This is a genomic window from Herbidospora mongoliensis (assembly GCF_001570545.1).
Lineage (GTDB): Bacteria > Actinomycetota > Actinomycetes > Streptosporangiales > Streptosporangiaceae > Herbidospora > Herbidospora mongoliensis.
Window position 1 is genome coordinate 113,648 of the sequence record NZ_BBXD01000025.1, and the last position, 20,478, is coordinate 134,125.

The following is a 20,478-nucleotide window of genomic DNA, read 5'->3' on the forward strand; positions in this document are numbered from 1 at the left end:
TCAAACCCCAGCACCCTCAAGGGCCTACTGACCTGGGCCGTCACCGGGGAGATAGAGCGTCGTGCCTGGCCGGATGAGGGGGTCGGGTAACCCGTTCAGATCCATGATCTCGCGAACCACGACCGCCGGGTCGCCATCTTCGCCGGTCTGGACGGCGATCCCCCACAGGGTGTCGCCTTCCTGGACCGTGACAGAGGGCAGCCCCTCGACCGAACGCGAGGTGGACGCGGTCACGGCAGCACGAGTGCCCAGCCACAGAACGACCAAACTGAGCGCCGCGATCAGGGCGATGAGGACGATCCGCCCTCGCCTGGTGAGCCGGATCGGCGCCGCCTCCACCCCGCCGGAGGCGACCTGCGCCGGCGCATTTCTTTTCTCTGTACGCGGTGGACGCACGGCGTCGCCCCAACGCTGCGGGCGCGCCAACCGGGGGGAGGGCTCCTTCACGGCACCGCCGGACACCACGCTCACGTCAGCCCTTCCGGCGATGAGGCGATCAGCAGCACCCCAGATGGCAGGCTCACCCGACGACGACGCTCTCCTGGCGTCAGCCTGACGGGAACCGCCCTTCTGCGAGGCCGCCTCCCGCACCATGCCACCCTTCCGGGCCCGGGCCGCCTCAAGCGGCTGCTCGCTTGGCCGAGGCCCGACTGGCCGCCTGCCGCCGTCGGCATTCCTCATGTGGTGATCGGCATCGTTGCCCGCACGCCGCCCCACACGGTGGTTCGACGCGGGATGCCCGACATCGGACCGACCCCCCGAGCTCTGACCCGGACCAGCCTGGAGCCCCGAATCCCCGGGGCCTTGATCCGGAAGATCCGGGACCAGTGCGAGGTGGCGTCGCTTCATATGGGGATGCTCCGCCGGGCGCGAATCCGCAGCCTGCGGCGGTCGGATGTTCGAGGGTAGGGATGAAGTCGTAGGGGTGTCCTTCTGCGTGGGCTTCATCGTGAACCTCCTCGACTGCCCCTGCAGGACGGAAGAAAGATCGCGTGAATCGAACACGATGTCGATCGAACTCCCGTACGATGTTGTACACCACGCCACCGACGTTTTCGAGTGGAATCGAACAACTGTTTGATATTGATCTTGAATCGCGGTAGCGTCGCTCTGTGCGACGTAAGGAACACGGAATGGGAGGTGCCCAGGTGAACAACGACGGGCTGGCCAGCCAGCGCGACGAGAGCGTGAGCGATCTGGCGGTGCGCCGCCGCGACTCGCTCGGGCTCACCCCCAGGCAGCGCAAGATCCTGGAGGTGATCCGCGACTCGGTCCAGCAGCGGGGCTACCCACCGTCGATGCGCGAGATCGGTGAGGCGGTGCAGCTCACGAGCACGTCGAGTGTGTCCCACCAGCTCACCGCCCTTCAGCGCAAGGGCTACCTTCGCCGCGACCCGCACCGACCGCGCGCCCTCGAGGTCCGTCTCCCCGGTGAGCCGGTCCTCTGGGTCGATCCCGACTCCACCGAGGAAGACTCCGGCGGCTTCAACCGTCCGACCGCGGCCTATGTTCCCCTCGTCGGGCGCATCGCGGCAGGTGGGCCGATCCTGGCCGAGCAGAACCTCGAAGACGTCTTCGCCCTGCCCAAGCAGTTGGTCGGAGAGGGCACCCTGTTCCTGCTCCAGGTCTCGGGTGACTCGATGATCGAGGCCGCCATCGCCGACGGCGACTGGGTGGTCGTCCGCCAGCAGCCGGTCGCCGACAACGGCGACATCGTCGCCGCGATGATCGACGGCGAGGCCACCGTGAAGACCTTCAAGCGCAAAGACGGCCACGTGTGGCTGGTCCCCCACAACTCCAACTACGAGCCGATCCCGGGCGACGAGGCCACGGTGCTCGGCAAGGTGACCGCGGTCCTCCGCAAGCTCTAGCCACACCGAGCGGGTCCGGTGGCCGATCAGGCGGCCGGGCCGGCTTCTTCTTGCCCGCGCCAGTTCTTGCCCGCACCAGGCCCCCCGCCAAGCAACGGCTGGGGCCCGGTAAATCCCTGGTCGGCCCTTTCGTCACGTCATACGCTGTTTGTGTGGACCTTGATCAGCTGACGGTTGAGCAGGCGAGGAAGCGCGACGGCACCAAATGGACCCTGGCCGGTCCTGATGTGATCCCCGCGTGGGTGGCCGACATGGACTTCCCCGTGGCCGGCCCCATCCGCGACGCCGTCATGCACCGGGTCACCACCGACCTCGGCTACCCCGACTGGCCCTGGGAGCAGCCCGGCCTGCCGCTGCCCGAGACGTTCGCCGACCGGATGGCCACCCGCTACGGCTTCCACCCCGACCCCGCCCACGTGAGGGTGTTCACCGACCTCAACCAGTCGCTTCAGGCGCTCCTCGACGTGCTGACCGAGCCTGGCCAGGGGGTGCTGGTGCACACCCCGACCTACAACGCCTTCCTGATGACCCTGGAGGCGATGGACCGCCCGCCGATCCCGATCCCGCTGGTCCCCGACGGTGAGACCTGGCGGGCCGAACTCCCCGCCGATCCCGGTGGCGCGCGGGTGCTGCTCCTGGTCAATCCACACAATCCGACGGGGCGGTGCTTCACCCGTACAGAGCTGGAGGAACTGGCCGGCTACGCCGACCGCCACGACCTCACGGTGATCTCCGACGAGATCCACGCCGACCTGACCTTCGCCCCGAACGAGCACATCCCGTTCGGCCTGCTCCGCCCCGACCGCACCGTCACCCTCACGTCGGCCAGCAAGGCCTTCAACATGGGCGGCGTGCACTGCGCCATCGCCCACATCGGCTCCGCCCGAGCCCGGGCGGCCCTGGCGACCCGGCCCCCGAACCTGTACGGCAACCCGAGCGTCCTGGCCGTGGCGGCCACGGATGCGGCGTGGCGGCAGTGCGACGCCTGGCTCGACGAGGTGGTCACCCTCCTCGACCGCAACCGCAAGACCCTCGCCCAGCGGCTCCCCGCAGGCTGGACCTACCGGGTCCCGGAAGCCACCTATCTGGCCTGGATCGACACCGGCATCCCCGACGCGACGACCGTCCTGGAACGTGAGGCCCGCGTCAAAGTCGCACCGGGCACGCTCTACGGGGCCCCGGACACCTGGATCAGGCTCAATTTCGGCACGTCGAGCCTCATCCTGGACGAGATTCTCGACAGAATACGCATGTGACCGATGTTTCTCACTATCTCGGGCTGCTCGAGGACAATGCGTCGTTGTCCCGCTGGGGCACCATCACCTGGATCTCCGGCCTGGAGCCTGAGACCGCCCTCGACATTCTCGGCGGCGACCCCGATTCAGAGCTGTCGCTTCCGTTCGAAGACTGCCATTCCGCGGCCTTCAAGGATTTCCAGCTGCGCGGCTGCTCCGGCAGCGAGATCCTGCTCGACAGGGCTGGTTCGTGGCTTATCTGCATCGAGCCGTTCGGGGACGGCGGCGCCATGACCGATACGCTCCTGGCGCTCTCCAAAAAGGGAACCGCTCTCTCGCTCCGGTTCCACCCCCAGGCCTTTCACACCTTCACCTACACCGCCGACGGAGAGGCCCTGGTGGTCATCCCCCGGATCGACGAGCCCAGGATCGAAGGCCCGATATCCCTCGAAGAGATCGTCGGAGAGCCCCCGCTGCTGGACCCGGACATCGAACCCGTCATCTGGGCGGCGAACGCCCTCGCCATCGCCGAGCGTCTCACCGGGTTCCGCCTCACCGCTGAATGGCTGGACGCCGAGCACCCCTGCTACATCAGTACGCGTCCGATGCTCCCGATCTGAACCCTCGCTGATCGGCGCGTAAGGCACCTTCCACCAGTGCTTGGGTCACCATGTGTGCAGACGCTCCTCGACCGGGCCGATTCGAGGATCTGGTGATCGCGGTGCCGGTTCGCCCGATGGGGAAACGCTTGTTGCGCGGGATGTTCTTGGCATTCTCGCCGTAGTCGTCGCGGCGATCCTTCGCATAAATCAGCCGCTTCTTCCGGCTCATTCCGTCAAAGTCACAGCACAACTGAAATAGCCCGCCACTCAACGAGAGTGGCGGGCCGTTCAGGCTAGATGGTGCAGGTGACCGAAGACGGCACCGCGTTGGTGCCGTTCCACGTGCCGTTGAAGCCGAACGTCGTCGATCCGTTGGCCGCGATCGAGCCGTTGTAGGGCATGTTGTTCACCGTGACCTGAGAACCGGAAACGGTGTGCTGACCACTCCAGAGCTGAGTGATCGTCTGGCCGTTGGCGAAGGTCCAGCGGACCGTCCACTTACTGATCGCCGCCGACGAAGGCCGCACGGTCACCTCACCCTGGAACCCACCGGGGTACTGGTTCGCGATCCGGTACGTCGCCACACAGCCACCCGGAGAAGGCGACGGCGAGGGACTGGGTGAAGGCGAGGGCGAGGGAGAGGGCGACGGGCTGGGTGACGGCGAAGGAGAAGGTGAAGGGGATGGCGAAGGTGACGGGGTCGTCCCCGGGGGGACCGGGGCGATCAGGTACGGCGAGAGAATGTTCTGCTTGGCCGTCTGGACGGTCACCCAGTCGTCCAGCACGATGCCGCCGGTGTCACCCGAGTTCGGGTTCCACGACCAATACGTGAACGACATCCCGTTCACGCCGGTCCCGGTGTACTTCATCAGCTCCGTCAGCCAGATCCGGTCGACATTGGCCGTCATCGTCGTGCCGAACTCGCCCATCATGATGGGCGCGATGTTCTGCTTGTACAGGTAACCCCAGTACCGGTCCCAGATGGCCGGCATGTTCGCCGGGTAGCTCGGGTCGGAGAACCACGTCTGGTTGTAGACGGACGTCGCGTACTCATGAGGCGAGTACACGAGCCGGTTGGCCACGTTGAGCCGAACCGGGAACTGTCCGGCCTTGGAGAGGTTCCCACCCCACCAGCCGCAGTCCTCGTCGTTGGACGTGTCGCCGTCCCACACGTTCGAGAGTCCGCCGGAAGGACACGAGACGCCCTCGACGAAGATCAGCCAGTTGGGCTGAACGGCGAGAACGGCGTTGCCGGCCCGTTCGGCGGCCAGCCGCCAGTCACGCGACTCGACCCCGCATCCCCAGCACGCGCCGGTCGCGTTCGGGTTCGTCCCGTCGGCGTGAGGCTCGTTGTGCAGGTCGGCGCCGATGACGGTGGTGTTGCCCGCGTATCGCTGCGCCAGCATCCGCCAGTCGGCGATCCACGTCGCCTCCGACACCGTCGAGGTGTACCAGAGGGCCGACTGCCCGGCCGAGGTAGGGCGGTGCCGGTCGAGGATGACCCGCATCCCCTTCGTCCCGACGTAGTCGATGACCTTGTCGAGGATCTGGAGGGGAGACAGCCCGACCAGGTCGGGGTTGGTGAAGTCGTTGATGCCCGTGGCCACGGCCCCGGGCTTCAGCGCGTCGTTGGAGAACGGGATGCGCAGCGTGTTGTAGCCGAGCTGGGCCATGTGGTCGAGCTGCGAGCGCCAGGTCACGCTCGCCCACAGGCCGTGGAAGGTCTTGTTGTCGGTCTCCATGCCGAACCAGTTGATCCCCGTCAGCCGGACGGTCGCCCCGGTGCTGTCGACGATCTTGTTGCCGTTGGTCCGCAGGTAGCCGGTCCCCGTGCCTGCCGCGTTGGCGGGGGCGACGCTGATTCCCACGAGTAAGCCCGTGAGCAGCGCGGTCCCCGCCAACAGGGCGGTGAATCTGGACAAAGGTGCCTCCAAGGCGGGGGCACACCTGACCGTCGAGCCGGTACGGATTCAGGCACGCCCCGCTGAGGCATGCCCTGACCGCACGCCCGACGATGTTCGAGATATCGGCTCGGGCGCTAATGCTGCTCCTACGGAACGATGTTGACCAGCTTGGGGGCCCGCACGATGACCTTGCGCGGAGTTCCGTCGAGGTGTGCCTTCACCTTCTCGGAGCTCAGGGCCAGCGCCTCCAGATCGGTGTCCGAAATGTCCGGTGAAACTTCCAGGCGGTCGCGCACCTTGCCGGCCACCTGCACGACGGCGGTGACCGAGTCCTGCACCAGCAGCGCGGGGTCGGCCACGGGCCACGAGGCGCGGGCGACGGAGGGCTGGTGGCCCAGTCGCTCCCAGCCTTCTTCCGCCGTGTACGGCGCCACGATCGACAGCATGACCGCCAGCGCCTCGGCCGCCTCACGCACGGCGGGGTCGGTCGCGCCGGGGCCCGAGTCGATCGCCTTGCGGGCCGCCGAGGTCAGCTCCATCAGCCGCGCCACCGCCACGTTGAAGCGGTGGCCGTCGACCAGCTTGGTGACCTCGTCGATGGTCCGGTGGACGACCTTGCGCAGCTCCAGGTCACCCGACGCGAAGTCGGAAGCGGCCGCGGCCGCGTCGGTCATCACGCGCAGCGTGCGGGCCAGGAACTTCAGCGACGCGGCCGGGGACACATCGGCCCAGTCGATGTCGTCTTCCGGCGGACCGGCGAAGACCATGGTCAGCCGGACCGCGTCGACGCCGAAGTTGTCGATCTGGACGCCCAGGTCGACGCCGTTGCCCAGGGTCTTGGACATGGCCTTGCCGCCGTTGATGACCTGACCCTGGTTCAGCAGCCGGGTGAAGGGCTCGTCCCAGGAGATCATGCCCATGTCGTAGAGGACCTTGGTGAAGAAGCGGCTGTACAGCAGGTGCAGGACCGCGTGCTCGACGCCGCCGACGTACTGGTCGATGGGGCCCCACTTCTCGGCCCGGTCGGGGTCGAAGGGACCGTCGTCGAAGTTCGGGTCCAGGTAGCGCAGGAAGTACCAGGAGCTGTCGACGAAGGTGTCCATCGTGTCGGTGTCGCGCTTGGCGGGGCCGCCGCACGACGGGCACGGCACGTTGACCCAGTCGGTGGCCGAGGCCAGGGGCGAGACGCCCTTGGGCGACAGGGCCTCGCCGCGCAGGTCGGGCAGCACGACCGGCAGGTCCTTGTCGGGGACGGGGACCTCGCCGCACTCGCCGCAGTGGATGATCGGGATGGGGGTGCCCCAGAAGCGCTGGCGGGACAGCAGCCAGTCGCGCAGGCGGAAGTTGACCGTGGCCTTGCCGGTGCCGCGCTCGGCCAGGATCTCGATGATCTTCTGGATGCCGTCGGCCTTGCCCAGACCGTCGAGCGGGCCCGAGTTGACCAGCTTGCCCTCGCCGGGCGTGGCCTTGCCGGTCTCGCCGGGGTCGGCCAGGCCGGTGTGCACGACGACCTTCACCGGCAGGTCGAACTTGACCGCGAAGTCGAGGTCGCGCTGGTCGTGGGCCGGGACCGCCATGATCGCGCCGTGGCCGTAGTCGGCCAGCACGTAGTCGGCGGCCCAGACCGGGATGCGCTCGCCGTTGACCGGGTTGATCGCGTGGACGCCCAGGAAGACGCCGGTCTTCTCCTTCTCGGTCGACATGCGCTCGATGTCGCTCAGCTTCGCGACCTCGGCCTTGTACGCCTCCAGCGCCGCCCGCTGCCCCTCGGTCACGATCTCCATGGCCAGGGGCGCGTCGGCGGCGACGACGAAGAAGGTCGCGCCGTAGAGCGTGTCGGGGCGGGTGGTGTAGACGGTGACCGGGTCCTTGCGGCCCTCGATCTCGAAGTCGACGTCGGCGCCGGTGCTGCGGCCGATCCAGTTGCGCTGCATGGTCAGCACGCGGTCGGGCCAGCCGCCCTCCAGGCGCGCCATGTCGTCGACCAGGCGGTCGGCGTAGTCAGTGATCTTGAAGTACCACTGGGTCAGCTCACGCCGGATGACGTCGGCGCCGCAGCGCTCGCACTTGCCCGCGACGACCTGCTCGTTGGCCAGCACGGTCTGGTCGTTGGGGCACCAGTTGACCAGGCCGCCCTTGCGGTAGGCCAGGCCGCGGTCGAAGAAGCGGGTGAACAGCCACTGGTTCCACTTGTAGTAAGCGGTGTCGCTGGTGTGCAGGCGGCGGGTCCAGTCGAAGGAGATCGCGTAGCGGTGGAAGCTCGCGGCCTGCGTGTCGATGTTGGAGTAGGTCCACTCGGCCGGGTGGGCGTTGCGCTTGATCGCCGCGTTCTCGGCGGGCAGGCCGAAGGAGTCCCAGCCGATCGGGTGCAGGACGTTGTAACCCTTCAGGAACCAGTAACGCGCCACCACGTCGCCGATGGCGAACACCTCGGCATGACCCATGTGCAGGTCACCGGACGGGTAGGGAAACATGTCGAGCATGTAGCGCCGCGGCCGTGGATCGGCGTCGTCTTCCACGACGGCGAAGGGCTTCAGTTCCTCCCAGCGCGGCAGCCACTTGGCCTGGATCGCCTGGGGGTCGTATACCTGCTCGTCCACGTTTGATCTCCTGATTTATCGACACCTGCCCATAAGAAAACCCCCCGGGCTCAAGCACGAGGGGCGGCCGCGTCGAGGCTGCTCGATCAGCTCGCTCGACGCGGCCCGGTAAGAAGCAGGTTCGCCGCACGCATAGGGCAAGCGTAGCGCAGGACGCAAGGGCCGCTGACGATTAAGTGTCGATCTTACACGGACAGTAAAGGCCTGATATCGGATGGTGATAGATCCATTGTGACCTCGGTTGTCCCTTTCGTTTACCCTCATCTCGTGAACCCTGTCGACCCGAGGCGTGGCCCGGACTTCCCGCAGGCGGACCTTCCGATGCAGGACCCGCCGACCGACCCCACGGGCGAGACGTTCAGAGGGGGCTTTTCCAGTTTCGCCGCCCCGCCCCCTGGCGCGCATGAGATCATGCCAAGCACGTCTAATTCGGGCATGATCTCGGGAGGTTCCATGCCCTCGGAGCACAGCGATCCACGGCGCGGCCCGGCCTGGCCGGAGATCCCGCCAGCTTGGCCCGAGGTGTCGCCGCCCGCCGCCTCATATCCGCCCAACCCGGTCGTCACACCCCAGAACACTCAGCAGGGCACCCCACACGGCACGACTCACGGGCGCCACACCGGCCCGCAGACCCCACCGCCCGGCGGATCCTTCCCGCCGAACCCGCTCGCCGCCCCGCCCGGCCGGCACCAGTCGCCCTTCGGCGAGCGGCCGGAACACCAGACGGGCCCGCAGAGCCCGCCGATCGTGCAGGCCCCGTACCAGGAACATCCGCCGTTCCCGGTGCCGCCCCCGGTGCGCCCCCCGGCGAGTCCGTTCGGCCCGGCCGACGACTACCCCGCCTTCCCGCCCAACGGCGGCGCCGCTCCTCCTGTACGCCCCGGGCCCCCCGCCCCCGACTTCCCGCCGCCCGTGAGGGCCGGGAGTGGACCGGTGTTCCCCCCTCCGATGAACCCGCCAGGCTTCCCCGAACCCCAGCCCGGGCAGCAGCAGCCCATGCACCAGCAGCCGCAGCAGCCGGGACCGCAGCCCGCGCGCGGCGGCTTCCCCGGCTTCCCCGAGCTTCCCCCTCAGGAGACGGGGCCCTGGGCCTCGGCCCCCAACGTCTTCCCGCGCGGCGACGAGCGGAACCCGTCCTACCCGCCCCGCCCCGTGGAGCCCGAACCGTCGTTCTCCTACCAGGAGCCGGCCACCACGTTCGGCACCCCGCGCGGCCCGTTCGACCCCCGCGTCCCCCAGCCGCCGTACGACCCGCAACAGCACTTCCAGGCCGCTCAGGCCCCCGCCCCGGCCACCGACCGCACGGTCACGATGGGGCCGCCGCCCGGCCAGGCCCCGCCGCAGCAGCAGATGGCCCAGCAGCCGATGAGCCCGCCGATGCAGCCGGGACCGCAGGCGCAGCCCATGCCGCAGTCCCAGCAGGGACAGCACGCACAGCACGGGCAGCACGCACAGCACGGGCAGCAGCCCCAGCAGGCACCGAGCTACGGTTCCGGTCCCACCACCGGTGAGCACCTGGTGCAGCAGATCCCCGCCGACGACCCCTACAAGCCGTTCGTCACGGCGGGCCAGATCAGCGGCCCGAAGACTCCTCCGGCGGCGCGGCAGCAGGAGCTGTGGAACACCGTCTGGGGCGACGGCCAGCACACCACCGACGACGACTACGAGGACGACGACGAGAAGGGCAAGCCCGTCTGGCTGTTCGCGCTCGTCGGATCGGTGCTCGTCGCACTGATCGTGGCGCTGCTGTGGGCGTTCCTGGCCGGGCCGCTCAGCTCCGCCGCAGAGACCACCGCGCAGCCCGCCCCGTCGGCCAAACCGTCCGCCAAGCCGTCGGCGGCGGCCGGCGGCCAGTCGAGCGGCATCCCCGTCTACGAGGGGGAGAAGTCGGCCGTCACGGGCGCCATCACCGACGACACCGCCGGGATCTCGGTCCCGAAGCTCGGCGGCCAGTGGAAGGTCGACGCCGACACCCAGACGGTCAAGGCGACCTACGGCTACTCGACCCGGCAGTTCGTCAGCGCCGGGCTGACCTCCAAGGGCAAGCCCTGGTCCGCGATGATCATGACGGGCCCGCTGCCGGCCGACCTGGCCTCGCAGTACAAGTCGCCGACCGACATGCGCCCCGTGCTGAACGGCGTGGTGGTCAGGGCCCGGCAGACGATCTTCCCGAAGGGCAACAAGGTCGCCAAGGTCGGTGCGCAGAAGCTGCGCGGCAACCTCGGCCAGGCCGCCGCCTACAAGGTGACCGACGACGCCGGTGGGACCCTGGTCGTGGTGGCCGCGGTCAACACCGGCGCCGAAGTGCCGTCGATCGTCTACATGATGATCCCGGACCTGCGCGACGACCTGCTGCCCGACGTCAACACGATCCTCAACTCGATCAAGAAGTCCTAGAACTCACACTTCATGTGCTTCGTCCCGTTGATGAAGCTGGAGAACAGCCGCTCGGGTGAGCCACCTTCGATGGTGGGCACCCGGGTGAGCAGCTCCCGGAACATGACCGTGATCTCGCGCCGGGCCAGGTGCGCCCCGAGGCAGAAGTGGGGCCCGGGGCCGCCGAACCCGACGTGGGGGTTGGGGTTGCGGCCGATGTCGAACCGCAGCGGGTCGTCGAAGACCGCGACGTCCCGGTTGGCCGACCAGTAGTACATGACGACCTTCTCCCCCTTCTTGTACTCGTGGCCGTTCATCACGTAGTCACGGGTGACCTTGCGGCGCATGTAGTTGACCGGGCTGGCCAGCCGCACGATCTCCTCGACCGCGCCGGGCGCCAGGCCGTCGACGTCGGTGAGCCAGCGGGCCTTCTGGTCGGGGTTGGTCGTCAGCAGGCGCAGGCCGTACGAGATGGCGTTCCTGGTGGTCTCGTTGCCGGCCACCACGAGCAGGATGAAGAACGAGCCGAGCTCCTGCAGCGTGAGCCGCTCACCGTCGATGTTGGCGTTGACCAGCGACGAGATGAGGTCGGTGGTGGGGTTCTGCTCCCGGTGGGCGGCGAGTTCCCCGACCATCTGCTGCAGTTCCATGCCGGCGGTGAGCAGCGCGGTGCCGACGGCCTCGATGTCGCCGACGTATTCGGGGTCCTGGGCGCCGAGGATCATGTTCGAGCGGTCGAAGACGAACCGGTAGTCCTTCTCCGGGATGCCCATCATGTCGCAGATGATCTTCAGTGGCAGCCGGGCCGCGACCTCCTCGACGAAGTCGCAGCCGGAGCCCTTCTCCAGCAGCTCGTCGACGATCTGCGCGGCGGCGAGCGCGACGTCGTCCTCGAACTGCTTGATCATCTTGGGCGTGAAGGCCCGGGAGACGATACGGCGCAGGCGGGCGTGCCTGGGGTCGTCCATGCTGATCATCGAGCCGAAGTATTCGACGAACTCCGGCGGCATGTCGACGATGTTGGTCGCACCGCCGTCGCCGGAGCAGAAGATCTCAGGGGTACGGCTGGCCTCCAGGATGTCCGCGTGCGTCACCAGGGCGTGGTAGCCCATGCCCTGGCTGGCGAAGGAGACCTGGGGTTCCTCGTAGAAGGCGGGCTTGCCGAGGTCACGCAGCAACTGGAAGGAGTGTTCCCGGTCGGCCATCGGCCGCTTCCAGAACTCCCAGTCGGACAGGTCGACATCGGCGGCCGAAACGATCGGCGGCATCGTCATGAGTGGAGCCTCCGGGGGAGGGAAACCAGAACCACATTCGGTATCAATGCTGCCATATCAACTCGGACGCGCGCTCGGCGATCATCACAACGGGCGCGTGAGTATGGCCCCGGTTCAGCGTCGGCATGACCGACGCGTCGACGACGCGCAGCCCCTCGACACCGCGCACCTTCAGCTCCGGGTCGACCACCGACTCGGCGTCGGCGCCCATGCGGCAGGTCCCCACCGGGTGGTAGAGCGTCTCCGACCTGTCGCGCACCCACTGGGTCATCTCGTCGTCGGTCTTCGGTTCGGTGTACGGCTCGATCGGGCCGCTGACGTAGTCGGCGAGGGCGTCGGTGGCGCCGACCCGCTGGCAGGCTTTGAGCCCCTCGACGAGTCTGCGCACGTCGGCCGGTTCCGTCAGGTAGCGCGGGTCGATGACGGCGTCGCGGCCGTCGAGGGTGACCCGGCCCCGGGACTCCGGCTGGAGCAGCACCGCCGCGACGGTCAGGCCGTGCCCGGCGGGCGGGGTGCGGCCGTGGTCGACGAACACGGCGGGCGCGAAGATGAGCTCGACGTCGGGGGCCGGTTCGGCGTCCGAGGTCCTGATGAAGGCGACCGCCTCGGCGACGTTCGAGGTCAGCATGCCCTTGCGGCCGACCAGGTAGCTCAGCAGGTTGGGCACGCTCTCCGCACCGGACATGGTGATGGGCTTCGGGCAGGCGAAGTAGGCTCCGGTGGCCAGGTGGTCCATCAGGTTCGTGCCGACGTTCGGCGAGGCGTGCACCACCGGGATCCCGTTCGGTGTGAGCACGTCGGGGTCGCCGATGCCCGACAGCATCAGCAGGTGCGGCGAGCCGATCGCGCCGGCGCACACGATGACCTCCTTCCGGGCGACGACCCGCTCCCCCGCGCCGTATTCGACCGCGACCGCCCGGCCGTTCTCCACCACGATCCGGTGGACCTGCGCGGCGGTCAGGACGGTGAGGTTGCGCCGCCCCATGGCCGGACGGAGGTAGGCGTCGGCGCAGCTCCAGCGGTGACCGCGGTCCTGGGTGACGGGGGTCGGGCCGTAGCCCTCGGTGGACGGGCCGTTGAGTTCGTCGAGCTTCGTCATGCCGAGTTCGGCGCACGCGGAAAGGAACGCGCCGGTCGCCTCGTTGGGGGTGCGCAGCTCGGAGATGTGAATCGGCCCGCTGGTGCCGTAGACACCGCCGACGTTGGAGCCGACCCGGTGTTCGGCGCGGCGGAAATAGGGTTCGATCTCGGTGTACGACCATCCCGGGACGTCCCACTGGTCGTAGTCGAGCGGGTTGCCGCGCAGCCACATCATGGCGTTCATCGAGGAGCTGCCGCCGAGCATGCGGCCGCGCGGCCAGTAGATCTCCCGGTCGGACAGGCCGGGCTGCGCCGACGTGGTGAAGTTCCAGTCGTAGCTCGTGCCGAACAGCTTGCTGAAGCCCGCCGGCATGCGGACCTCCAGTTTCCGGTCGCTGCCGCCGGCCTCGATGAGGGCCACCGTGGTGGACGCGTGCTCCGATAACCGGGCGGCCAGGACGCAACCGGCCGAACCGGCACCGACGATCACATAGTCGAACTCCATGCTCCGTGCTTACTCCTCACAATTGCCCTCGTCCAGGATTTAGGGTGACCTACGTACCGGTAGGTATGTCGATCCCCCTCGAGGATGTGGGCCCATGCTCAACCTGTCGATCGTGCTGGAGGACAGCGCCCGGGAGGCGCCCGACCGCACCGCCGTCGTGTTCGGTGACCTGCGGTTGTCCTACTCGTTCGTGAACACCGTCGCCAACCAGGTGGCCAATCTGCTGGTGTCACGGGGCATCGGGCGGGGTGACAAGGTCGCCCTCGCGTGCCCCAATTCGCCCTACTTCCCGTTCGTCTACTTCGGGATCCTGAAGGCGGGCGCGACGGTCGTACCGCTGAATGTGCTTCTCCAGGGGCGCGAGATCGCCTACCACCTCGACGACTCGCAGGCCAAAGCGTTCTTCTGCTTCGAGGGCACCCCCGAGCTGCCCCTCGGCGAGCGCGGCCGGGCCGGGTTCGAGGCGTCGGGCGCGGAGATCTTCTTCGTGCTGCCCGCCACGCCGCTGGCCGTCGAATCGGAGTTCGGCGAGACGATCTGGGCGGCGCTGGGCGGCATGAGCGGGGAGTTCGAGCCCGTACAGACCGACCCCTCCGACACCGCCGTCATCCTCTACACGAGCGGCACCACCGGGCAGCCCAAGGGCGCCGAGCTCAGCCATCAGAACATGCTGCTGAACGCCCTGGTGAACGACACGATGTTCGAGTCGACCGGCGACGACGTCTATCTGGCGACGCTGCCGCTGTTCCACTCCTTCGGCCAGACCGTCGTCATGAACGGCGGGTTCCGGCGGCGCGCGACGCTGGTGATGCTGCCCCGCTTCGAGCCGGTCGAGGCGCTGCGGCTGATGACCGCCGAGAACATCACCCTGTTCGCGGGGGTGCCGACGATGTACTGGGCGCTGCTGACCACCGTCCACGCGGGTGGCGGGCCGGTGCCGACGACGCTGAGGACCGCCTGTTCCGGCGGCGCGGCGCTGCCCGTCGAGGTGCTGAAGGACTTCGAGACCACCTTCGCGGTGCCGATCCTCGAGGGGTACGGGCTCTCGGAGACCTCCCCCGTCGCCTCGTTCAACCAGCCGGGCCGGGTGACCAAGGCCGGCTCGATCGGCACCCCGATCTGGGGCGTCGAGATGAAGCTGATCGACGCGGGCTGGAACACCGCCGAGGGGATCGGCGAGATCGCCATCCGCGGCCACAACATCATGAAGGGCTACTACAACCGGCCCGAGGCGACCGCCGAGGTGATGAACGACGGCTGGTTCCGCACCGGCGACATCGCCACCCGCGACGAAGACGGCTACTACTTCATCGTCGACCGCGCCAAGGACATGATCATTCGCGGCGGGTTCAACGTCTATCCGCGTGAGATCGAGGAGGTGCTGATGACGCACGAGGCCGTTTCACTGGCCGCCGTCGTCGGTGTCGCCCACCCCTCGCACGGCGAGGAGATCAAGGCCTACGTGATCCTCAAGCCGGACGCGTCGGTCACGGAAGAGGCACTGGTCGCGTGGGGGAAGGAGATGATGGCGCAGTACAAATATCCGCGCCTCGTCGAGTTCCGCGACGAGCTCCCGATGACCGCGACCGGCAAAATCCTGAAGCGCGAACTGCGCTGAGACGCGCTCGGGGCCGCGCCGGTTCCGTTCCGGCGCGGCCTTTTATTGTCGGATATTAGATGATTCCGGGGTGACGAACCGGGTAGGGAGGCGCCCGTGCCGCCGTAGTCAATGTCGGGGAGAGACAACTCCATGCGCGCGCTCACCGGATCGTTATTGCTGCTCGTGACAGGCGCACTCATCACCGGATCGGTGATGGTGCCCGTGTCCACGGCCAGCACGAACACACCAGAGAAACGCACGACTCAATACATGAAAGGGATTCGGTACGAGGCCGAAACGGCCGCAATATCCCGAGGCGTGGTCCAGAAACGCTTCTGGGGATTCACCGGACGTGGTTACGTCAACGGCGCCGACCGGCGCGGCAACTTCGTCGAATGGACGGTCACCCCGCTTGGCGCCGGTCCCAACCGGATCCACATCCGCTACCTGACCAGCCGCACCCTCCACGCCGACCTGCTCGTCAACGACGAGGTCGTGGCCGAGGACCTGCGGTTCCGGGGGTCCCGTTACTGGCGTTCCGTCGCGGTCGAGGCCGACCTGCCCGAGGGCGAGTCCGTCGTCAAGGTCGTGGCCACCACGCGGCGCGGCAACCCGCACCTCGACAGCATCAGCCTGTTCCCGCTGACCACGCCGCCTTCGACGCCGGCTCCGAGCCCGTCGCTTTCCGGGGAGCCCACACCGGAACCCACCCTCGACCCCACGCCCGAGTCCACGCCGACGCCCTGCGTCAGCCCGATGCCGCCCGACGGTGAGACCCCGCCGGACGTGCCGGAAGTGAGCCCGCCGGATGTGGGCTGCGTGGTCCCGGAACCGTGTCCGACCTGGGCACCGGAGCCGACGCCTTCCGTGACACCCACCGTGACGCCCTCGGAGACGCCTTCCACGCTGCCGGACGCCGCGGCGCGGACGCAGCCCGAGGAGACGTCGGGTCCGCTGCCGACGCCGAGCGAGAGCGTCCCGCCCGTCCCGGCACCGACGCCCACCGTGACCTGCTCGCCTCCGCCGCCGTGCGACCTCGAGGTCATCCCGCTCACCGACCCGGTGCCCGGGTTCCCGGAGGAGACGACGCCGGAGCCGACGCCGTCGGGTCTCCCGGAGACGCCCGCTCCCACGCCTACCCCATCCGCCGGCCCTTCGGAGACTCCGCTCCCGACGCCGTCGAGTGGTCCCGGCACACCGGAACCGACGCCGAGCCTGACGGTCACGCCCGAGCCGACGCCGACCTGCGCACCGCTGCCGCCGTGTCCGGTCATCCCGCCGGCGGAGACCGCGACGACCTTCACGACGCCCGAACCTGAGCCGGTGGTCACGGTGACGGTGACGGTGACCCCGACGGCCCGGCCTTCGGAGACACCGACCGCCGAGCCCACGGTGACGCCGAGCCAGACGCCGACCGGTCTTCCGACCGTCTCGGAAACGCCGACGCCGAGCTTCAGCCCAACCGGCACCCCGACCCCCTGCGCCACCCCGCCGGTGGAGCCGACAGTCGAACCGACGGTGGAACCGACGCTTGAGCCCACGCTTGAGCCGACGCCGACCGTTGAGCCGACGCCGACCGTGGAACCGACGCCGACCATTGAGCCGACGCCGACCGTGGAACCGACGCCGACCGTCGAGCCCACGCCGACCGTCGAGCCCACGCCCACCCCGACCCCCACTCCCACCACCCCCGGCGCGCCCGGCGTGCCTGGAACCCCCACCGTCGTCTCGCAGCAGTGGACCGTCCCCTGGGACATCACCTGGTCGCCTGCCGGTGACTTCGCGCTGGTCACCGAGCGGGACAGCTTCAAGGTCTTCCGCGTCAACAAGGACGGCGCCAAGGCCGAGGCGGGAGCCGTACCGGAATCGATGGGAACCGGTGGTGAGGGCGGCCTGATGGGCGCGGCCTTCTCCCCCGGCTGGAACGGCACCACCGACAAGGACGTGTTCTTCATGCACTCCTCGTCCGACGGCAACCGCGTCGCGAAGATGGAGTACGACGGCACGACCCTGTTGGCGTACACGCCGGTCCTGACCGGGATCAAGAAGAGCACCTACCACAACGGCGGCCGCCTGAAGTTCGGCCCCGACGGCTTCCTGTACGTCTCCACCGGAGACGCGCAGGAGACCAGCCTGTCGCAGGACCCGGACTCGCTGAACGGCAAGATCCTGCGGATCACCAAGACCGGTGCGGCAGCCGAGGGTAACCCGGACGACTCGCGCGTCTACTCGCTCGGCCACCGCAACGCGCAGGGCCTGGCCTGGGACTCCGCGGGCCGCCTCTGGTCGGCCGAACTCGGCGCGAGCTCGACCGACGAGCTCAACCTGATCGAGCCGGGCAAGAACTACGGCTGGCCCAAGTGCGAGGGCACGTGTGACGAGCCCGGCATGACCAACCCGAAGAAGACCTGGTCGACGGCCGACGCGTCGCCGAGCGGCATCGCGATCGTCGACGACGTCGTCTACATGGCGGCGCTGCGCGGCAAGCGGCTCTACGCGATCCCGCTCACCGGCACCGAGGCGGGCGACCCGATCTCCTACTACGCCAACACCTACGGCCGCCTGCGCGCGGTCGAGCGGGTGCCAGACGAGCAGGCGATCTGGATCACCACCAGCAACACCGACGACAACGGCGGTCAGGCCGACGGCAACGACCGCATCATCAAGGTGAGTCTCAACTCGTAGAAGAAAGAAGGGACCCCGGATGCCCGGGGTCCCTTCTTCATGTGGACGGTCAGGGCCAGTCGCGCGACGGCCGCAGCGGGACGTGGGCCTTCTGGTCCTCGCCCAGCTTGACGCCGAGCACCTGGTGGAGCTGAACCTTGTTGCGCTCGAAGCCGACGATGCATCCGGCCATGTAGAGGCGCCAGACGCGGGCGGTGCCCTGGCCGACTTCGGCCACGGCCTCGTCCCAGTGGTCGTCGAGGTTCCTGCACCAGTCGCGGAGGGTCAGCGCGTAGTGCTCGCGCAGGTTCTCCTCGTGCCGGACCTCGTAACCGACGTCTTCCATCTCTCGGATCAGCGTGCCGACCGACTCGAGTTCCCCGTCAGGGAACACGTAGCGGTTGATGAAGCCGGTCTTGTTGATGGTGCGGTCTCTCGAGGACGGCCGGGTGATGCAGTGGTTGAGCAGACGACCGCCCGGCTTGAGTTTGTCGTACAGGAATGAGAAGTAGCTTTTCAGCTGGTTGGCGCCGATGTGCTCCGTCAGGCCGATGGAGCTCACCGCATCGAAGTCGCCTTCTGTGACGTCGCGGTAGTCGGAGAATCGCACTTCAGCGAGGTCTCCGAGGCCTTCTTCCGCGATGGCCTTCTGCGCCCATTCGGCCTGCTGCTTGGACAGCGTGACGCCGAGCGCCTTCACTCCGTAGTGCTTGGCAGCGTGGCGGACCATGCTGCCCCAGCCGCAGCCCACGTCGAGCAGCCGCATGCCGGGCTTCAGATCGAGCTTCTTCGCGACCAGGTCGAACTTCGCGAACTGGGCCTCCTCCAACGTGCTGTCCTGCTCCGGGTAGGCGGCGCAGGTGTACGCCATCGACGGCCCCAGCACCCACTCGTAGAACCGGTTGGACACGTCGTAGTGGTGGTGGATCGCCTCGGCGTCACGCTGTTTGGCGTGGCGGCTGCCGAGCCGTGCCATCGCCGACTGCCGAACCTCCTGCGGGGGCAACGGCACCCGCATCAGCAGCGGTTTGGGTCCGAGGGCCCGGATGGCGGCGAGCTTCTCCGTCAACGGCAGATCGTGGAGCGTTATCGACCACATCCGGTCGAGCAGGTCATACATGTCACCGTGCACATCGAGGTGCCCGGATACGTATGCCCTGGCCAGACCCATTTCGCCGGGGGCCTGCGCGAGGTAGGCCACCGCGACGGGCGACTTCACCTCAAGCCGGATGTCGGCCATCGACGGGCCGGCCTTGCTCCCGTCGTAGGCGTGGAACTCGATGCCGGCTCCCGTGCCGACGACCTTTTCGAAGATCTCGGCGAGTGTCATGCGTGCATCACCTTCCCCGTACACACTTCTCATACAGGTCAAGCAGCCGACCTCCGGGGTCGTACGACCGCTTGACCGGCCAGTAGGCCTCCCCGTTGTAGAACGCCCAGAACTCCTCGCGCTCGTAGTAGGACGACGAGTAAAGGGATTTGTGACCTTCGAGCTGGTGGACGGCCTTTTCGATCGCGCGGTTGTAGTAGCCGTCCTGCTGGCCCCGGGGCAGGGCCACCATGCCCCAGAATCCGAAGTTCACGTAGAGGCGGCCGGTCTCCAATGGGTAGAGGGACCAGTCGCGGGTCGACTTGAGCGGGCACATCCACAAGGGGGTCATCCCGACGTGGTTGACATAGAAGTCCAGGAACTCGGCGCCCCGATCGATGGGAACCTCGATGTCCTGGATGACCGACTCCTGCGGGGGGTTGCCCCGCCAGCGGTCGATTCGGGCGGTGATGCCGTAGCGCTGGTCGAGCCCGACGAGCTTGCGGTACACGTCGGAGCGCAGCCAGCGTTTCGGCATCAGGGAACGTACCAGCGGCTGCTGGACGCCGAACGCGCGGGAGCACCAGAACCAGTCGGTGTCCCAGCGCCAGAGGTAGTCGCGGATGGCGAGCCAGTCGCGGCTGCGGCTGCGCATCGACTGCCAGTAGATGCGCATGCCGGTGTAGTCGGACGCGTAGGGCGCCCGGTCGGCGAAGGTGCCGATGGTGACGTACATCTCGTCGGGCGAGTGGTAGGTGCCGTCGACGAAGTCGACCTTCTCCCCCTCGTGTTCCCGCCGGTCGCAGATCTCCTGCATGGCCAGCATGCACTTGGCCGCGTCGGAGAAGCGCAGGTGCGTCAGCTTCACGTAGGGCTTGACCGGCGCCAGTCTGATCTTGATGCGCAGGGCGTAGCCGAGCGTCCCGTAGGAGTTCGGGAAGGCGTTGAAGAGATCCGCGTACTCGTTGTCGGCGCGGGCGACGACGATGCGTCCGTCGCCGGTCAGGATCTCCAGCTCCTCCACGGATTCGTGGGGCAGGCCGTCTTTGAAGCTCGTGGACTCGATGCCGAGACCGGTGACCGCGCCCCCCAGCGTGATCGTCTTGAGCTGCGGCACCACGAAGGGCATCAGTCCGTGCGGCAGGGTGGCGTCAACGAGGTCCTCGTACGTCGTCATGCCCTGGACTTCGGCGGTCATCGTCTCCGGGTCGACGTGGATGACCTGGTCGAGATCGCGCGCCGAGAGCTTGGCGCCGTTCGCCGGCTCACGGAAACGGAAGAGGTTCGTGGTGGCTTTGGCCAGGCGCGGGGCCGAGCCTTCGGGAATCGCCGCGTAGGAGTCGCGAATCTGCTCGACCGCTCTCCTATGGGTGGTCATACTGGTCATGCGCTCGGGCATGACGCCACCCCCATGTGTAGTCGTGATAGAGATCTTCCCAAGCGCACCATATCCCCCGA

The 20,478-nt window shown here is 68.1% G+C and carries 13 protein-coding genes; 6 read left to right on the top strand and 7 right to left on the bottom strand.

Annotated elements, in window-relative coordinates:
* Positions 1–24: 24 nt before the first annotated feature.
* Positions 25–471, bottom strand: a complete 447-nt coding sequence (locus AW272_RS43655; protein WP_169807694.1) for a LysM peptidoglycan-binding domain-containing protein — start codon at positions 469–471, stop codon at positions 25–27.
* A 662-nt stretch (positions 472–1,133) separates the two neighbouring features.
* Between AW272_RS43655 and lexA the strand changes: the two genes are divergently transcribed.
* The 3 genes from lexA (at position 1,134) to AW272_RS35880 (ending at position 3,726) form a co-directional block, all read left to right on the top strand.
* Positions 1,134–1,871, top strand: a complete 738-nt coding sequence (lexA, locus tag AW272_RS35870) for a transcriptional repressor LexA (protein WP_083959043.1) — start codon at positions 1,134–1,136, stop codon at positions 1,869–1,871.
* A 152-nt stretch (positions 1,872–2,023) separates the two neighbouring features.
* Entirely contained in the window at positions 2,024–3,127 is a 1,104-nt protein-coding gene (locus tag AW272_RS35875; RefSeq protein WP_066374521.1) for a MalY/PatB family protein, read from the top strand.
* Entirely contained in the window at positions 3,124–3,726 is a 603-nt protein-coding gene (locus AW272_RS35880; protein WP_066374522.1) for a DUF6461 domain-containing protein, read from the top strand. The genes AW272_RS35875 and AW272_RS35880 overlap by 4 nt, the downstream gene beginning before the upstream one ends.
* Before the next feature lie 275 nt (positions 3,727–4,001).
* On the opposite strand, the gene AW272_RS35885 is transcribed toward AW272_RS35880, so the two are convergent.
* Both AW272_RS35885 and leuS read right to left on the bottom strand, forming a co-directional pair.
* Positions 4,002–5,630: a cellulase family glycosylhydrolase gene (locus AW272_RS35885; RefSeq protein WP_066374525.1), complete on the bottom strand. Its 1,629-nt coding sequence runs from the start codon at positions 5,628–5,630 to the stop codon at positions 4,002–4,004.
* Positions 5,631–5,758: 128 nt separating this feature from the next.
* Complete coding sequence (gene leuS, locus AW272_RS35890; RefSeq protein WP_066374529.1) at positions 5,759–8,212, bottom strand: leucine--tRNA ligase; 2,454 nt, start codon at positions 8,210–8,212, stop codon at positions 5,759–5,761.
* Positions 8,213–8,665: 453 nt separating this feature from the next.
* Here leuS and AW272_RS35895 point away from each other — a divergent pair, with 453 nt between their 5' ends.
* Complete coding sequence (locus AW272_RS35895; protein WP_157519104.1) at positions 8,666–10,609, top strand: hypothetical protein; 1,944 nt, start codon at positions 8,666–8,668, stop codon at positions 10,607–10,609.
* Here AW272_RS35895 and AW272_RS35900 read toward each other — a convergent pair.
* Positions 10,606–11,856 carry a cytochrome P450 gene (locus tag AW272_RS35900; RefSeq protein ID WP_066374624.1) on the bottom strand — a complete coding sequence of 417 codons (1,251 nt, stop codon included), beginning with the start codon at positions 11,854–11,856 and terminating at the stop codon, positions 10,606–10,608. The two genes, AW272_RS35895 and AW272_RS35900, sit on opposite strands and share 4 nt — an antisense overlap.
* A gap of 49 nt (positions 11,857–11,905) precedes the next feature.
* Complete coding sequence (locus AW272_RS35905; protein WP_066374533.1) at positions 11,906–13,447, bottom strand: GMC family oxidoreductase; 1,542 nt, start codon at positions 13,445–13,447, stop codon at positions 11,906–11,908.
* 94 nt (positions 13,448–13,541) lie between these two features.
* On the opposite strand from AW272_RS35905, the gene AW272_RS35910 reads away from it, so the two are divergent.
* Both AW272_RS35910 and AW272_RS44595 read left to right on the top strand, forming a co-directional pair.
* On the top strand, positions 13,542–15,065 hold the full coding sequence (locus AW272_RS35910) for a long-chain-fatty-acid--CoA ligase (RefSeq protein ID WP_066374534.1): 1,524 nt from the start codon (positions 13,542–13,544) through the stop codon (positions 15,063–15,065).
* Positions 15,066–15,365: 300 nt separating this feature from the next.
* Positions 15,366–17,732, top strand: a complete 2,367-nt coding sequence (locus tag AW272_RS44595) for a PQQ-dependent sugar dehydrogenase (RefSeq protein WP_218011166.1) — start codon at positions 15,366–15,368, stop codon at positions 17,730–17,732.
* Between the two features lie 49 nt (positions 17,733–17,781).
* Here AW272_RS44595 and AW272_RS35925 read toward each other — a convergent pair whose 3' ends face one another.
* Entirely contained in the window at positions 17,782–19,041 is a 1,260-nt protein-coding gene (locus tag AW272_RS35925; RefSeq protein WP_066374538.1) for an SAM-dependent methyltransferase, read from the bottom strand.
* Positions 19,042–19,048: 7 nt separating this feature from the next.
* Positions 19,049–20,407: an FAD-binding oxidoreductase gene (locus tag AW272_RS35930; RefSeq protein WP_066374626.1), complete on the bottom strand. Its 1,359-nt coding sequence runs from the start codon at positions 20,405–20,407 to the stop codon at positions 19,049–19,051.
* Between the last annotated feature and the right edge of the window lie 71 nt (positions 20,408–20,478).

Excerpts from the sequence above, each read along its gene's own strand:
- AW272_RS35925 (WP_066374538.1), bottom strand. The coding sequence starts at position 19,041 with ATGACACTCGCCGAGATCTTCGAAAAGGTCGTCGGCACGGGAGCCGGC.
- AW272_RS35895 (WP_157519104.1), top strand. The coding sequence starts at position 8,666 with ATGCCCTCGGAGCACAGCGATCCACGGCGCGGCCCGGCCTGGCCGGAG.
- AW272_RS35910 (WP_066374534.1), top strand. The coding sequence starts at position 13,542 with ATGCTCAACCTGTCGATCGTGCTGGAGGACAGCGCCCGGGAGGCGCCC.
- AW272_RS35905 (WP_066374533.1), bottom strand. The coding sequence starts at position 13,447 with ATGGAGTTCGACTATGTGATCGTCGGTGCCGGTTCGGCCGGTTGCGTC.
- lexA (WP_083959043.1), top strand. The coding sequence starts at position 1,134 with ATGGGAGGTGCCCAGGTGAACAACGACGGGCTGGCCAGCCAGCGCGAC.
- AW272_RS35930 (WP_066374626.1), bottom strand. The coding sequence starts at position 20,407 with ATGACCAGTATGACCACCCATAGGAGAGCGGTCGAGCAGATTCGCGAC.
- AW272_RS35900 (WP_066374624.1), bottom strand. The coding sequence starts at position 11,856 with ATGCCGCCGATCGTTTCGGCCGCCGATGTCGACCTGTCCGACTGGGAG.